The organism is Amycolatopsis coloradensis (assembly GCF_001953865.1).
GTDB classification, from domain to species: domain Bacteria; phylum Actinomycetota; class Actinomycetes; order Mycobacteriales; family Pseudonocardiaceae; genus Amycolatopsis; species Amycolatopsis coloradensis.
The window spans coordinates 188,763-204,269 of the sequence record NZ_MQUQ01000015.1 but is presented as its reverse complement, the minus strand read 5'-3'; the positions used below and the strand labels follow the sequence as shown (position 1 = coordinate 204,269).

The following is a 15,507-nucleotide window of genomic DNA, read 5'->3' as shown; positions in this document are numbered from 1 at the left end:
TCGTGGGCATACTCCGTGAAACTGTCACCTGATCAGGTGTCTTGCGCTGCGGCCGGAACCGTGAGAATGACGGTGCGTGAACGGCGAGCCCACCGACGCGGGCTCGCCGTCGTTCGCTCATGCGGCCGCCTCCCAAAGGCTCATGAAGGCCGAGGCCTCACTCCGCACCCACGGCCGCACCTTGTCGCGATCGCGCGGGGATAACGCGAACTCCTTCGAGCGCCGGACGTCGATCACCAGCGGACGACCGCCGGGCCGCAGCTCGTCCATGGTCTGCTCCAGCAGCCACAGCACCATCTGCGCCGCGTCGCGGCTCAACGGTTCCTCCTTGAAGTAGAGCCAGGTCGCGTAGACCGGGCCGTCGCCCTTGCGCAGGCCGAGATGCGGGTTGATGCCCACTTCGAGCGAGCCGAGCCGCCAGCGCGACCGGCCGACCTCCGCCAGGCGCAGGTCACGCCGCCCCACGTAACGCAGCCAGCCGTTGGCGATCTCGGTGTAGTGCGGCCGCGTGCGCTCGTCCGCGTTCTCGACGAGGGCACGCATCACTTCACGATCCCGGCCGGAGATCCGCCCGGCCCGGATCGCGTTCGCGGCGCGGAGGTAGAAGTTGAACCCGCCCCGGGCCGGGTCCTCGTACTGGCGGCGCCAGCGCCGGACGAACGAGGAGCGAGAGGGACCCGAGCTCGTGCTGTACCCCACGAACGTGGGCAGGGTGATGTAGGCCATCCGTGTCTGCCTTTCGCCGCTGTTCCTGCTGTACAAAGCCCATTTTAGAACACATGTACGACAGAAACCGGCGCCTTACGGGTGACTCCGGCCAGGAGGCCAAGGACCTTCGAGCAACTCGGCCGATTCTTCGAGGATCGGCACCTCGCAGACGTCACGCGGGGTGAGATCGGTGGGGATCCAGTTGTCGAGCATCGCCGACCAGCGGGTGATCCCGCGCAGCGGCGCCGGGGACCCGAGCAGCTCGCCGACCTCGCTGACCAGCGCGCCACCGGCCGCGGGTGACAGGGTGCCTTCGACCATGGCGGTGAGCCAGCCGTGGATCAGCAGCCAGCGCGCGGCCGTCGCGTCGGCGGGCAGTTCGAGGCCGAGTTCGTCGACGACCTGGCCGAGTGCTTTCTCGATGGCGTCTTCCCCGGAGGACTCGAGCCCGGCGAGCAAGGCGACAGAGGGCACGTCGAGTCCGGCGACGATCGCGTCCAGACCGGCCTCGACCAGGTGTGACGTGCGGACGTCACGTCCGGCGAGCCTGCCGATGGCCAGCTCGCGCAGCGCGCTGCGACACGCGTCGATTTCCGTCACCCGGCACTTCCCACGTCCGCCACCGTACCCGGGCGGTCGCACGACCGCTCCCGATCGGCGAGGCGGTTCCAGTACATTCGTGGCGATCAGGAGGAGAATCGGTGTCAAAGAAAAAGACCAATCGGAAGAAACGCCGACCGGGTAAAGACAAGCTGGTTTTGATCTATCACGACATGGCGGTGTACGAGGATTTCGAACGCTGCGCGAACAGACTTTTCGAGATGGTCCGCGACTGTGCACGCAAGTTTCCGGGCAAACCTCGCGGGCTTTTCATGGACGTTCAGGGGCACAGAAACATCGAAGGAGGCTTCGACCACGATGCCTGGGAGCTCATGTCCGAGTTTATACCCAACGTTTTGTTCCCCTATTTGACGGAAATGTCGACACCACTTCTCCATGCACGTAACGGGAAAGCCCAACGCGAGGATGTCCCTGACCACGTCGAATTCTTTCCACCACTGGACGGAACACAATTCGAGTACGACGTCTTGAAATCAGAGACGCGAAGCCGTCCTGAAATCAACAGCGCCAGGGCGACCCCGCCTTCGGTCGAGCAGATCGCCGATTACCTCGGTCTCTCGGATCCGTGCTGCCTGATCTGCTGGGCAACGCCGGTCGAGCGCGCACATGCCCTGCCTCGAGCTTTGGACGGCTCCCACTCACTAGCCAACTTCGCCCTCCTCTGCAAGGAGCATCATCGCGAGGCCCCAGACGTGGCCGACGCGGAGGCGTTCTGGAAGTGGATCGACTACGCATCGCTTCGAGACTCCAGCAGACGAATGACCCTGATCGAGGAAAAGCTCAAAGTACCGGCACCGGAGCCAAAGTCGGACCCCGAACCGGAAAAGAGCGAGTTCTTCGCCAAGGTGATAGCAGAGCTGAAGGCGTTGCACGAATGGAAAGACGACGACTTCCAAGGCGGGAAGTGGGGCGAGATTCTTACCGAGTACTACGAAGTTCTTCACCAGAAGACCGGTAAGCATTTCGGCATCGAAGCCAAGGTGTCGACCCACGCCTGGGCGATGGATATCGCGCGTCGACGCATATCAAAGAACACTCGCGCCACGGACCAGGGACCAGTGGAGACCGCCCTGGAGTTGGTCACGGCCTGCCTCCAGGACAAGGCATCGCTCGAAGAACTGACCGATCATTGCACGAGGCGACTGGTGCCGGTTCTTTCCGACCCGAGAGACGCCGAGCGGGTGCAGTACCTTCTGGCCGATCTCGGGAACGATCGCGAGCGAGCCCTGCAAATACTCGAAGTGACCGTCACCGCTTTAAGGCCGATCGACCGGCCCGAGGGCCGGAGCGGCCCCTGATCCGTGCTGGACCGAGGTCACGAGGGGGCGCAAGAATGTGGAAAGACCACATCAACCACCCATTCGGGTGCATGCAACACTGGCTGCCCACACCCGGCGGCAGGGGGCTACATGAGCTGGCAGGACGAGCTTCGGCAGCTGGACGTCGAGCTGGCCGCGGGTCGCATCGGGCACGCCGAGCACCGCCGGAAGCGCGACGAGCTCCTGGCGGAGGCCTCCGGCGGGACGATGCCGTCACCGGTCCCCTCCCCGTTGCGACGCCCTGGCGGGGCGTGGCACAGCACCAATCCCGCCGCGCGGCCGAGTGAACTGCCCACCGTCACGGTCCAGCAGCCTCAGCCGTACCAACAGCCTCAGCAGGCTTACGTGCCACCGCCGCCGGAGCAGCGCACCCAGCCCTTCGAAACCGAGAAGCCCAAGCCGCGCGAAGAGACGAAGAGCGCCATCCCGCGCATCGCGGACCACAGGACAACGGCGCCCTCGCCCGCCGACATCAATCCGACGGTCTACCTGCGCACCGAGCCGCCTCCGGTGCGGAACAAGCCGTCGACCCGCCAGCTGAACCGGCCGCTCCCGCCGCTGACCCCGGAACCGGGGCCGCGGCACAGCTCGCCGCCCGAGGACTACGCGGCCGTCGGCAAGCGCAAGCCGACTTGGCTGTTCATCGGCGCGGGCGTGCTGGTCGTGCTGGCGTTGATCATCGGCGGAACGCTGTGGCTGGGCTCGTCACCGTCCTCGAACGTCGCCGAGCAGCCGCCCGCGCCGAGTGTGGCCCAGCCGCCGGGCGGGCTCACGTCGTCCGGCCGGCCCAACAGTGCTCAGACGCCGTTGGAGGACAGGTTGCCCGCGCTGCCGGGGACACCGTCGAAGGACAACTCGACGATGTCGGTCGCGAAGGGGGTCGAACTCAACCTCTATTCGAAGGCCGCAGCCGACTATCTGACGGCGAAGAACGTCGCCTCCATCACCCACAAGGGTTCGAACGAGGGTGCGAACGGTTACCTCGTCCTGGTGATCTCGGCGAACGACGCCAAAGACGCCGCCGCGATCGTCAAGTACTTCCGCGAGAATTCGATCAATGCCGGATTGCGCGAGCAGCGCGTCGGCGATCGGATGGCACTGGTCGGGGCGAACAAGAACGGCCAGCTCAGCGGAACGGGTTACGTCTCCGGGACGATGGCCGTGACGACGTGGGTTTCGCAACCGCTCGGCGGCGATTCGCAGGCGCTCGACACCCGTTTGGAGCAGACTCTGACCTCGTTGGACACCGTTCTCCCGGCGAGCTGAGAAGCGCAGGTCGCGGGGAGATCACGATTCGACCCGCGGGGGCGAGCCGAGGCCGGGCAGTGCAGAATGTGCGAGGTCACCGCAGTGGTGGTATCGCGACGGCCGGGAGCGTGTTTCCCGCCTGGAATCGGATAAGGGGGCCGGTGGTGTCCTGGCAGGAAGAGCTGCGCAATCTGGACGAAGAGCTCGCATCGGGACGCCTCTCCGCGGACGATTACCGGCTCCGGCGCGACCAGGTGCTGTCCTCGGCGGTCGCGTACGGCGACCCAGCCCAGCAGCAGGTCCAGCAGCCCGGCCACCAGCCCTTTCAGCAGCAGCCGCCGCCCGCTCCGCCGCAGCAACCGCAGGCGCCGCAGCAGATCGGCAGCGCCGACTCGACGCAGATCATCGCCCCGGTGAACCAGCCACCGCAGAGCGGCGGCGAGGGCGAGCGCACCCAGGTCGTCCCGAACTGGCAGCAGCAGGCCGACCCGAACCGTACCCAGGTCGTGCCGCCGGTGGCGTCGCCGCCGGGTGGTTTCCCGCAGCAGGGCCAGTCGTCCCCGGCGGGTGGCTTCCCCCAGCAGGGCCAGGCCTCACCCGCGGGCGGTTTCCCGCAGCAGCAACACGGCTACCAGCAACAACAGCAACAGCCTCAGCAGCAGGGCTGGACCGACAACGACGCCAGCCCGCCGTGGGGAGGTTCGGACTTCCCGCCGATCTCGCCGGTCGGCAGCACGGAGTGGGTCAAGCAGGGCCCCGAGCTGTTCGAAGACAAACCCAAGGGCAAGGGCGGCAAGATCGCGATCATCGCGATCGTCGCCGTGCTGGTTCTCGGCGGTCTGGGTGTCGGCGGCTACTTCGCCTTCAAGGGCGGCGGTGACGAACCGTCGGACCCGACGGCCCAGCCGCAGCCGACCCAGTCCCAGAACGCGCCTCCGACGTCATCGGCCAAACCGAAGACGCCTGAAGAGCTGCTGTTCGAGAAGATCCCGGAGCAGTCCGGCGAAGAGGACTCGAAGAGCGGCGCGATCCCCGCTGCCGAACTCGCCGCCATCACCGGCATGGAAAAGGGCGAAGCCGATCTGGTCATCGCCGCAGGCGTGAAGCAGGTCGCGTACCGCGGCTCGCAGAAGCAGCCGGACGAGACCGGGCCGCAACCGGCGAAGATCTCGGTCACGGTCATTCCGCTGACCAGCCCCGGCGCCGCCGGTGACCTGGTCAAGCAGCTGCGCCAGTACCAGACGAGCAACGGGTTCGTGCAGATCACCGAGCCGCTGCCGGGCATGCCGCCGAAGTTGAACTTCCAGAAGAAGATCGACGGCGACAAGGGCAACTACCGCGGCACCTGGATCAGCGGCAACAACATCGTCCGGGTGGACGTCCTGCAGAACCCCCTCGGCGGCGAAGAGGGCGAGAAGGCGTTGAGCGGCACGTACCAGCGTGCGGTGAAGAAGACGCTGGAAAATTACGCCGTCACCAGCTAAGCGATGACCGCCGAGAAGGCACGGCTGCTCACGACTCTGCTCTCCCTGGCCGAGGACACCGGCTCGTTGTCCGACGAGCTGCACTTCGCGGGCTGGGACGCCACCGAGCGCGTGCCGCTCGATCACGGCGCCGCGAACGTCCTCCGGGCGCTCGTGCTGCCGAAGGCGGCGCGAGTCCTCGAAGTCGGTGCCGGTTTCGGTGCTTTGACGCGGTATCTGGGCGAGGTCTCGGTGAGGGTGCACGCCGTCGAGGCCGACCCGGTCCGCGCCGCCGCGGTGCGATTCCGCACCCGTGACCTCGGCACCGTGACGGTGTCCGACCGGCTTCCGTCCGAGACCCACGACCTCGTCGTCGTCCAGCAGGCGTACGCGACGCGAAACCTCCTGATCACGGTTCGAGAGCAGCTGTCGCCGACGGGTGCCGTCGTGGTTCTGACCGCTTCGAGAGGCGTCGCCAAGACGCTCGCGTCGGCCGGTCTCGAAGTCCAGCGTGAGCTGCTCTGTTCCCCTGGTCACGAGGTCGCCCGCGCGGTACGCGGCGCGCGGATCGACACCGAACTGCCCCGCCTCGCCGCCGCGATCACCGGCGGCGCCGGGGACGGCCTGGCCCTGCTCTGCGGTCCCGGCGCCGCCGCCCTCTGGCCCGCGTACCGGCTCGCGACGTACTTCAACACCGCCGAGCGCGCCGCGTTCGCCTGCACGCGGGCCGACGTCGTGCGCACCGGCGAGGGCGCCGAAGTCCGCCGTACGCCGCTCGCTCCGTCGCCGCCGGTCGCCGGGATCTCGGTCGGGCCGTGCACGGACAAGGTGTACGACGCGCCGACGATGGTCGAAGTCCTGCTCGACGAGCCGGAGCGTGTCGCGGACTTACTCACCGGCTGGCGGGATCTCCTGCGTGAGGAGGCCTCGCGCGGGGTCGAGGCTTTGTGGGATCTGGTGCCGCACAACGTCCTCGTCGACGGCGCGACCTTGCGCCCGATCGACCTCGAGTGGCGGAACGCGGGCGCCGGCGTGCCCGAGGTGATCGAGCGCGGAGTGCTCGTGCTGGCCGACAAACTCGCCGACGCGGGCTGGTCCGCGGCGGCGGACGGCGGGTCGCAGCGCGATCTGGCGGGCTGGCTCGGGGTGCTGATCGGCCTCCATCCCTCCTTTGTGGACAGTGCGGTGGACCGTGAGGCCGCCTTCTCGGCGATCGGCTCGTGCGGCACCGCGTCCGGCACGGACGAGGTACGGGAGTCCATCGCCGAAATCTGGCGATCGCGCCTGGCGAGAACCGTCCACGGGTACCGTTCACCGAAGGTCGGCGCCGGTGTGGCGGCGAACGAAGACGAGGTAGCGAAGCGATGACGAGCCTGCATACCGCCGGCATCCTGACCCCGGACCGGCCGGTCGGGCACCTGTTCGAGCTCCGGGGCTGGACGACCGGGATCAGCCGGATCGACGAGATGTCCGTGACCATCGCGGACGTCGAGGCGAACCTGTTCCCCGAGCCGTGCCCGGGCGCGCCCGAAGGCACTTTCGGATGGCGTGCCGTTCCGGCCACCTGGGTCCCCGCAGGCACTCAGGACATCGTCGTCACCGGCCCGGACGAGCGCGTGCTGAACCAGGCGAGTGTCCACGTCGGCACGCTGCCGGGCGACGAACCGCTGTGGCTGGGCGAACTCGAAGCGCCGAAGCAGGGCAAGGTCGCCGAAGGGCACGTCGTCTACGTGACGGGTTGGGCCTTGCTTCAGGGTCGGGCGCCCAACCTGATCGAGGTCATGGTCGAGGGCGGTGGCACGGTCAGCGCGCGCACCCGCCTGCCGCGCAAGGACGTGCCGAAGGAATTCCCAGGATTCGACGACGCCGCGGTGAGCGGCTTCGAGGCTTGGGTGCCCGTCGACCTCCCGTACGGCGAAGAGCGGGCGCTGTCGCTTCGCGTCCGGTACCGCACCGAAGGCGTCGGCGAGGTCGTGTCGCCGAAGCGCACCTTCACGCTTCGCAACCCTGTCGCGGACCTGGACGACGCCGAACTCGCCGACGAACTGGCCGGTGACACCGCCCGCGCGATGGCGCGCGTGAACATCCCGACCGATCCGAAGCATGTCCTGGTGTTCACCCACAGTCTCGGCGTCGGCGGCGGGCAGTTGTGGCTTCAGGAACTGCTGAGCCGGATGGTGACCGACCACGGCTGGCAGGTCAGCCTGGTCAGCGAAACCGACGGCCCGCTGCGCGCGGACTGCCACGAGCTCGGCATCCCCGTGCACGTCACGACGCACTACCGGAACCAGACGGTGCCCGCCTACGAAGGGCACGTCGCCGAGCTGGCGCGCTTCGCGAAGTGCTCCGGAGCGGGTGTCGCGCTCGTCAACACACTCGGCGGTTTCGTCGGCGCGGACGCGGCGAAGCGCGCCGGGATGCCGACGGCATGGGTGATCCACGAGAGTTTTTCGCTGCCCGCGTTCGCCTACCAGAACTGGGGCCCGGTGAAGCCGCCCGCCGCGGTGTGGCAACGCTGGGAGAGCACGCTCGCCGAGGTCGACAGGCTGCTGTTCGTCGCGGACGCGACGCGCGAGATGTTCCTCCCGTACAGCAAACCGGAACGCTGCCGGACCGTCCGCTACGGCACGCCGATGCACAAGTTCGGCGGCCGGACGCGGTCGGAGACCCGGCGGCAGGCGCGGAACATGCTCGGCTACACGCCGGACGACATCGTGCTGGTCAACATCGGCATCGCGGAATCCCGCAAGGGACAGGCGCCGCTGATCTCGGCGATGGAGCGGATCCACAAGGTCCACCCCGAGGCGAAGCTGTCCGTCGTCGGCCTGCACCTGTCGCCGTACGGGCTGGCGATGGAGGAATCGGTCGAGCGCGCCGGACTGGAGAAGGCGGTCAGCCTGGTACCGATCCAGCCGGATCCGCTGCGCTGGCTCCAGGCCGCGGACATCTTCGTGAACAGCTCCGACATCGAGTCGCTGCCGCGCTCGATCCTCGAAGCCGTTTGCTGTGGCGTCCCGGTCGCGGCGACCGACGTGTTCGGCGCGCGGGAGATGATCGTCGACGGCGAGACGGGCTGGCTGTTCGAGACCAACGACGTCGACGCGCTGACAGCGGCGCTGCTGCGCGCGCTGGGCACCTCGGCCACGCGCCGCCGTGAGATGGCGAAGGCCGCGTACGAGAAGCTGCTGCCTTGGCTCGATCCGGCGGGCTACGCACGCGAGTACTCCGAAATCCTGACCGAACTGAGTGGGGGCGTTCATGTCTGACACCGACATTCCCGGCCGTGTCCAGGCCGAGCTGACCCGGCTCCGCGCCGAACGGCAGGTGTTCACCGCCGAGCAGGACCGGCTGAAGGCCAAGCTGGCCGACACCGAGCACGAGCTGCGCGAGGCCACCGCCGTCGCGTCGAACGAAGGCGAGTCCGCCGAGATGAACCAGAAGCTCTCCTCGCAGCAGGAAGAACTCGATGTCTCGAAGGCACGTCTGCACGCGCTGGAGGCCGAGGTCCTGCTCGCCCACCAGCAGCGTGACTCGCTGCGCGCGGAGCTGAAGACCTGCCGTGAGGAGCGGGACAAGCTGCGGCTCGCGCTGCTCGACGCCGAACTCGTGGTGTCGGCGGGCGTCGTCGACGCGGATATCCTGCCCGGTGGCGAGCCGTCGGCCGACCGGCAGCGCCTGCTCAACGCCGAACGCCTCGCCGCCGAGATGGCCAGGGAACTCGACGCCACGCGCCGCACCGTCAGCTGGCGGGTCACCGCGCCGCTGCGGGTCGTGCGGAAGAAGATGGACCGGCCGTGACCGAACTCTGCTTCGTCTCCGCCGAGGGCGGTTCCGCCTTCATGGAGGAACTCCTCGAAGTGGTCGCCGACGCCGTGCGCACGGCGGGCGGCAAGGCGAGGACCGCGATCGGCAAGTACCCCGAGACCGATGGCGACACGGTGTACGTCGTCGTGCCCCACGAGTACTTCGTGACCGCCCCGGACGCCGACTTCCCGACCGCCGAACAGTGCCGTCGCACCATCGGTTTCTGTGTGGAGCATCCCGGGACGGCGACCTTCGAGCGTAACGCCGAACTGCTGTCCATCCTGGGCGGCGCCGTCGACATCAACACCGATTCGACCGCCGAACTGCGGCGGCGCGGCATCACCGTCGAGCATTTCCAGCTCGGCTACAGCCCGCTGTGGGACCTGTGGGGCGGCGACCTCGACAGCCCGCGCGACCTCGACGTCACCTACCTCGGCACGGCCGAGCGTCGGCGTTCGGTGCTGCTCGGCTCGTACGCGCGGGACCTCGCCGGGCTGCGGACTCGGCTGCTGACCCCGCCGCACGAACCGATGACCGCGGCCCGCGTCGACTTCCTGCCGGGCAAGGCGAAGTTCGAGCACCTCGCGCGGTCGCGGTTCCTACTGAACCTGCACCGCGAGCAGAAGCAGACCCTGGAATGGGTACGCACGCTCGAAGCGATGACCAACGGCTGCGTGGTGGTCAGCGAGACCTCCGTCGACGTCGAGCCGCTGGTCCCCGGCGAGCATCTGGTGCTGGCCAGGCCGGAGGCTCTGGGCGCGGTCGTCACCGCGCTGGCCGACGAGCCCGAGCGGGAACGGCATCTGCGTTCGGCCGCCTACGGTTTCGTGAAGTCGCTGGACATGACGGCGTCGGCGCGGCGGCTGATCGACCTGGCGTCGTCGCTGGGTTCGACATCGGCGGCGGACATCGCGCCTGCGCGGGCACTGGCGACGAGCCTGCGGAACCCGGAGAACGCGCTCGCCGTCGACACCCCGTCGTTCGACGCGCGGTTCGCGGGCGACCGGTCCGCGGGCGGTCCGGCTTCGGCCCGCGGGACGGCGTTGTCGGCACGGATCGCGCAGCGCGCGGCAGGTGCGCGACGGATCGCTTCGCGGCGATGGGAGCCCGCGGCGGCCTCTCTGGCGGGCTCCGCCGACGTGGACGTGCTGATCGTGCGCCGGACCGGCGAAGTAGACCCGGACGATCTGGCGAACGACCTGCTCACCGGCAGTGTGGCGCCGCGGAAGGTGCTCGTCGGCGAGGACGGCGTGCACCCGTGGCCGCGTCCGCGCCCGTACGACGTCCTACTGCACGACACCCCGCTCGGCCGCGGGCTCACCCGGAACTCGCTGCTGGAACGTTCGACGGCGTCGTGGCTGCTGGTGCTCGACGGCGGGATGCGCGCTTCGGAGTTCCTTCTGGAGCGGCTGCTCGCTTCCTCGGAAGGCGCCGACGTCGTGCACTGTCCGGTCGCGGATCCGGTGGACGGCCTGGTCGGCGCGCTGCCGCCGGAGGAGCGGCGCCTGCGGGTGCTGCCGTACCTCGGCAGTGGGTATCTGGTGCGGCGTTCGCTGGTCGACGAGTTCGGCGGATGGAACACCGAGGTCCTGTTCGAGGGCCTGGAGGACCACCTGTTCTGGCGGCGGGTGGCCACCGCGGCGCGGCCGACGACGCTGGTACAGCAGGTGCTGCTGCGGCGGCTGCGGCCGGATCCGGACTCGCGGCCGGTGGACCTCGACCCGCATCGGGTGTGGGCGGCGGTGGACGGCGCTCTCTAGCCCCCACCGCTGTTATGAACGGACCGTTCATAACAGAATTTGTTATAAACGGTCCGTTCATAACACTCGTGCTTGGGCGCCTGTTACCCCGTTCGGGTGAGTTAGGCCGTGTCGGTGAACGTCCTCCCCCGGTGGTGCGCCTTATGAGCAGAGCATCGGAGCGTCCGGATGCCTGACGAGGAGGAGCCGCATGGCCTGGGAAATCGTCCTGGTCGCCGCGCTGGCCGTCGTATTCGTCATACGGCTCGCGCTTCAGCTGAAGCGCGACTGACCGCTTTCGGACCGTTGGCCCGCTCCCGCGGCGCACGAGTGGGATGAACGGGGCTTTCCTCACGGATTTCGAGAGGAAAGCCCCGTTCATCCCACGACCGCCCGCCGTCCCAGCCGCATTTGCGGAATCCGCCGCGCACGGGCCCCACCGGCCGGGGAAAGCGGCGGGCCGTCTTCCCGCAGTTGTTTCTTGACGTGAATCGTCTTGTACCCCGTCGTCAGATAGCCCTCGTTCTTGAGTTTCACCATCTCGGAGTGCACCGAGGCCGGGGACGCCCCGATCGCGGACGCGATGTCCGCGTGGTTCAGCCCCACGTCGATGACGACGCTGTCTTCTCCGGGAACTCCGTAGACCACCTGCAATCGAGCCAGGAACGCGGTCAACCTGCTCCGGACCTTGGCCGGCGCGAAGCCCAGCGCGACGTCCCGGCGCCGTACCCGGAAGGCCAGGACCTCGGCGGCCGCGCCCATCGCCTGCTTGTTGTCGTAAAGAAAGCCGCGAAAGGCCTTCTGAGGGACTTCGAGCACGCGGGTCGGCTTTGTGGCGACGTAGGCAAGATGACTCGAGCAGCCGACAAGGCAGTCTTCGAGACCGAGGAGGTCACCGGCGCCGAGCAGGTCGACGATCATCGGCGGAGTGTTGCCCTGCGCCGTACGCAGCACTTTCACGAAGCCGGACTGCAGGACGAGCACCGGCGGGGCCGGATCCGCCTGATTCGCCAGGTTCGTGCCGGCCGCGTGGTCGACGTATCTGCCGAGGTCGATCAGCCGCCGCCGCTGCCGGTCGGTGAGCGCTTCCGGGAAGGACCGGCCCATCAGCCCACCACCGCCGCGAACGCGTAGAGGATGGCCGGAAGACCCGCCACCAAAGCCGTCACCGCGCCGATGACCCTGGCGGGCTGGGCGACTTTCCCGGCGAGCAGGAGCCGGGTCAGGATCGCGGCGAAAACGATGTAGGCGAGAACGACGACGCCCGCGGTGATCACCAGCAGGGGATCAGGTGTATTCGACGCCAATAGTGACTCCCAGTGAGAAGAAAAGCGTTCTTGAAGCTTTTTCAAGTTCTTGCCCGGCCGGGTGAGAATCACGTCCAGTAGGTGACGCAACCGCACGCCGTGCCTCAGAAGACTAGTGCTCAGCGCCCTTGCGAGAAAGCAACGCACTGCCCGCAACACCCTTCCAGGGAGCCCCTATTCGTCCATTCCACGACGGAAAGTGACAGTCGCTTCGGGTACCGCCGAAGAAGAAAATCACGGACCGTACACGAAGAAGCCGCCAGTTTTCGCGGATCACGGCCGAAAACGGCGGGAAATCAGGGATAGCAGTACGGACATATCGGTGGGACTTGTCCACCGGAAATCAGCGGCGGTTTTGCCGAGCCCGGAGTTTCCCCAGGTCGAAGGAAAGATTAATCGAACACGGCGATGCACGTGCAGATGCACAGCCTCGCGAGGATCGCCGGAACCCGGGCCCAAAGGAGATCCATTTAACGGAGGGTCAGCGATCCGCCGCCCTCGATCACGCCCAGTGATCCGGGAGAAACTTCGGCAATCTCAGCTTTTTGGGGGAATCCCCCACCGGCCGGATAACGCGGCAAGGGCTCCCGATCAGGGGCGACGAGGACTGACCAGGCCGGATTCGTAGGCCAGCACCACCAGTTGCGCCCGGTCGCGCGCCCCGATCTTGGTCATGATGCGGCTGACGTGCGTGCGCGCGGTGGCCGTCGAGATCACCAGATGCGCGGCGATCTCGTCGTTCGACATCCCGCCGGCGACCAGGCCGAGCACCTCGCGTTCGCGGTCGGTGATCTCACGGACGGCGCTCACGTCGATGCGGCGGTTCTCCGGCCGGTCGACGAACTCCGCGATCAGCCGCCGGGTCACGGTCGGCGCCAGCAGTGCCTCACCCGCGGCGACCACCTTCAGCGCCCGCAGCAGTTCCACCGGCTCGGTGTCCTTCAGCAGGAACCCGCTCGCGCCCGCCCGCAACGCCTCGTAGACATACTCGTCGACGTCGAAAGTGGTCAGGACCAGGACCTTCACCCCGGCCAGCCCGGGGTCCGCGGTGATCCTGCGGGTCGCTTCGAGCCCGTCGACACCGGGCATCCGGACGTCCATCACCACGATGTCCGGCTTGTGCTCGACGGCGGCCGCGACCGCTTGTTCACCGTCACCCGCCTCGGCCAGCACCTCGAAGCCGTCTTCGGTCTCCAGCAACACCCGGAAACCGGCGCGCACCAGTGCCTGGTCGTCGGCGAGGACCACCCGGATCGTCATCGTTCCCCCTGTATCGGCAGGTCCACGCGAACCTGGAATCCGCCGTCCACCACGGACGCCGTGAGCGCGCCGCCCAGCGCCGCCGCCCGTTCGGCCATCCCGCGCAGGCCATGCCCTGGAACGGGTTCGACGGCGGCACGGCCATCGTCGCGGACGAGCAGCGTCAGCGCACCGGTTTTCCGTTCGAACTTGACGTCGACTCCGCGCGCCTGGTTCGCGTGGCGGACCACGTTCGTCAGCGATTCCTGCAAGATCCGGTACGCGGCGCCGTCGACGGGAGCGGGCAACTCACCCGGTTCGCCGTCGACGCGGACCTCCAGCCCGGCGGCCCGCGCGTGCTCGAACAGCTCGTCGGCCTGGGCGAGGCTCGGCGCGGGCGCCTTGTCCTCGCCGGAACGCAGCACGGCCAGCGTCGCACGAAGGTCCTTCAGCGCCGAAGCGCTCGCCTCCTTGATGTTCAGCAACGCCTCTTTCGCCTGCTCAGGACGCCTGTCCGCGACATGCGCGGCGACCCCGGCCTGTACGTTGATCATCGCGAGGCTGTGCGCGACGACGTCGTGCACCTCGCGGGCGATGGTGAGCCGCTCCTGCTCGGCCATCCGGTGCCGGTGCTCGTCGGCCTGCTCGCGCCGGGCCCGCGCCGCGGCCAGCCCGTTGCGCACCGCAGTCCCGATCCCGACGACCGCGATCACCCACACGAGACCCAGCCCGGCCCGGGCGTCGAAGGAACCGAACCCGTGCCGGACGAACAACGCGACACCGGCGGCCGCGAGCAGCGATCCGCCGGTGATCCCGGCGACCAGCGGCCCGCGGACCTTGGTGAGCACGAACAACGCGATCGTCGGCAGCACGATCGCCGGGCCGCTGGGGTTGCCGGAGGCGTAGTAGCCCAGCGTCAGCGCGGACGTGAGCAGGAAGATCGGCATCGGGAACCGGTGGACGAGCAGCAACGGCAGCGCGATCGCGACCAGCCACAGGGCACCGGACGTGGTCAGGGCCTGCGCACCCGGTTGCCAGCGGGCGGCACTGCTCGTGGCGCCGAGGACGAACCCCAGCGGCAGCACCACGCGCAGCACACGGCCCACCCAGTGACTCCACGGATACCGTTCTTTCAGCAGCACAGCACGAAAGCTACCCGGGGCGGACGGGTGGTGCGTCCGTTGAAAAGCGGCTTCTCGGCTACGCCGCGTGCGGTAGCCGGCGCAGGACCGACGTCATCATCAGTACCCCGCCGATCACCTGCACCGCCAGCACGAGCACCCGCCCGATCCCGTGCGAACTCATGCCGACCGCGCTGAACAGGCCCCACGCCCCCGAGCCCGCCATCACCCCGGCGCCGGTCCACACCAGCACCAGCCGCGGCCAGAACCGTCCCCGTGACACCGACGCCAAGGCCACCGCGGCGAACACGCCGAGCAAGGCGACCACGACGTCTTGCCCGCGAGCCGACATGCCACCGGAGCCGGACGCCCAGCTTCCGTGGCCGATCGCGGAGACGAGGGCGGCGGCGATGCCGAGTACGCCGGCCACGCCGATCGTGCCCGGCCGCACGGCGCCGGTGACGACGAACCACCAACGGTCGCGGGCGTAGAGCACGAACGCGGTCAGCAGCAGGATGCCTTGCCAGGCGAAACCGCCGTAGACGACGGCCCAGACCCAGTTTTCCAGCGGCATTCCGGCCAGGTGCGCGTGTGCCAGATCGGTGACGATCACCGGGAGGTTCAGCACGATCGGCGCGAGCAGGCCGGTGCCGATCCAGATCGGGAACAGCACGAGCGGCGCGGGGATCCGGCGGCCCCAGGAGTAGGTGAACGCCAGCGCGAGCACCACGGCGACGACGTCCATCCCGCCGGTGAGCAGGTTCGCGAAGAGCATCAGCTCGGAGTCCACAAAGGACGGATCTCGGAGGCCGAGGCCGCCTCCCGTGACCCAGGATGCCTTGAGTGTCAGATACGGAAGCGTGCCCAGTATCGCGGCGTAGCAGACGATCAGGCGGGCGCTGGAGATCTTGGGGACGGCGACTGCTGAAGTCATGCCC

Annotated in this window: 14 protein-coding genes; 7 read left to right on the top strand and 7 right to left on the bottom strand. The window is 68.3% G+C overall.

The features are described 5' to 3' along the window. Positions 1-117: 117 nt before the first annotated feature. Together BS329_RS26475 and BS329_RS26470 are read right to left on the bottom strand one after the other, a co-directional pair. Positions 118-726, bottom strand: coding sequence for a class I SAM-dependent methyltransferase (locus BS329_RS26475; RefSeq protein ID WP_076163963.1), 609 nt, complete (start codon positions 724-726; stop codon positions 118-120). 75 nt (positions 727-801) lie between these two features. Further along, positions 802-1,308, bottom strand: coding sequence for a hypothetical protein (locus tag BS329_RS26470; protein WP_076163962.1), 507 nt, complete (start codon positions 1,306-1,308; stop codon positions 802-804). A 101-nt stretch (positions 1,309-1,409) separates the two neighbouring features. Here BS329_RS26470 and BS329_RS26465 point away from each other — a divergent pair, with 101 nt between their 5' ends. The 7 genes from BS329_RS26465 (at position 1,410) to BS329_RS26435 (ending at position 10,923) form a co-directional block, all read left to right on the top strand. Further along, on the top strand, positions 1,410-2,627 hold the full coding sequence (locus BS329_RS26465; RefSeq protein WP_143253208.1) for an HNH endonuclease: 1,218 nt from the start codon (positions 1,410-1,412) through the stop codon (positions 2,625-2,627). A gap of 111 nt (positions 2,628-2,738) precedes the next feature. Beyond that, positions 2,739-3,914: a hypothetical protein gene (locus tag BS329_RS26460; RefSeq protein ID WP_076163960.1), complete on the top strand. Its 1,176-nt coding sequence runs from the start codon at positions 2,739-2,741 to the stop codon at positions 3,912-3,914. 143 nt (positions 3,915-4,057) lie between these two features. Beyond that, entirely contained in the window at positions 4,058-5,380 is a 1,323-nt protein-coding gene (locus tag BS329_RS26455) for a flagellar basal body-associated protein FliL (RefSeq protein ID WP_076163959.1), read from the top strand. 3 nt (positions 5,381-5,383) lie between these two features. After that, complete coding sequence (locus BS329_RS26450; protein ID WP_076163958.1) at positions 5,384-6,727, top strand: class I SAM-dependent methyltransferase; 1,344 nt, start codon at positions 5,384-5,386, stop codon at positions 6,725-6,727. Beyond that, positions 6,724-8,625 (top strand): glycosyltransferase family 4 protein, encoded by a 1,902-nt coding sequence (locus tag BS329_RS26445; protein WP_076163957.1) that lies wholly within the window; start codon positions 6,724-6,726, stop codon positions 8,623-8,625. Before BS329_RS26450 ends, BS329_RS26445 begins: the two co-directional genes overlap by 4 nt. Continuing rightward, entirely contained in the window at positions 8,618-9,157 is a 540-nt protein-coding gene (locus BS329_RS26440; protein ID WP_244197300.1) for a hypothetical protein, read from the top strand. The genes BS329_RS26445 and BS329_RS26440 overlap by 8 nt, the downstream gene beginning before the upstream one ends. Further along, positions 9,154-10,923 (top strand): glycosyltransferase family protein, encoded by a 1,770-nt coding sequence (locus BS329_RS26435; RefSeq protein WP_076163955.1) that lies wholly within the window; start codon positions 9,154-9,156, stop codon positions 10,921-10,923. Before BS329_RS26440 ends, BS329_RS26435 begins: the two co-directional genes overlap by 4 nt. Positions 10,924-11,280: 357 nt before the next feature. Here BS329_RS26435 and BS329_RS26430 read toward each other — a convergent pair whose 3' ends face one another. The 5 genes from BS329_RS26430 to BS329_RS26415 all read right to left on the bottom strand — a co-directional run bounded on the left by BS329_RS26430 (position 11,281) and on the right by BS329_RS26415 (position 15,503). Next, positions 11,281-12,009 carry a Crp/Fnr family transcriptional regulator gene (locus tag BS329_RS26430; protein WP_076163954.1) on the bottom strand — a complete coding sequence of 243 codons (729 nt, stop codon included), beginning with the start codon at positions 12,007-12,009 and terminating at the stop codon, positions 11,281-11,283. Then, the gene (locus BS329_RS42790) at positions 12,009-12,209 is read right to left on the bottom strand and encodes a hypothetical protein (RefSeq protein ID WP_143253207.1); all 201 of its coding nucleotides are present in this window, start codon (positions 12,207-12,209) and stop codon (positions 12,009-12,011) included. Before BS329_RS42790 ends, BS329_RS26430 begins: the two co-directional genes overlap by 1 nt. 591 nt (positions 12,210-12,800) lie before the next feature. After that, on the bottom strand, positions 12,801-13,469 hold the full coding sequence (locus tag BS329_RS26425; RefSeq protein ID WP_076163953.1) for a response regulator: 669 nt from the start codon (positions 13,467-13,469) through the stop codon (positions 12,801-12,803). Further along, positions 13,466-14,590, bottom strand: a complete 1,125-nt coding sequence (locus tag BS329_RS26420) for a sensor histidine kinase (protein WP_143253206.1) — start codon at positions 14,588-14,590, stop codon at positions 13,466-13,468. The genes BS329_RS26425 and BS329_RS26420 overlap by 4 nt, the downstream gene beginning before the upstream one ends. A gap of 58 nt (positions 14,591-14,648) precedes the next feature. Next, complete coding sequence (locus BS329_RS26415) at positions 14,649-15,503, bottom strand: hypothetical protein (RefSeq protein WP_076164423.1); 855 nt, start codon at positions 15,501-15,503, stop codon at positions 14,649-14,651. Between the last annotated feature and the right edge of the window lie 4 nt (positions 15,504-15,507).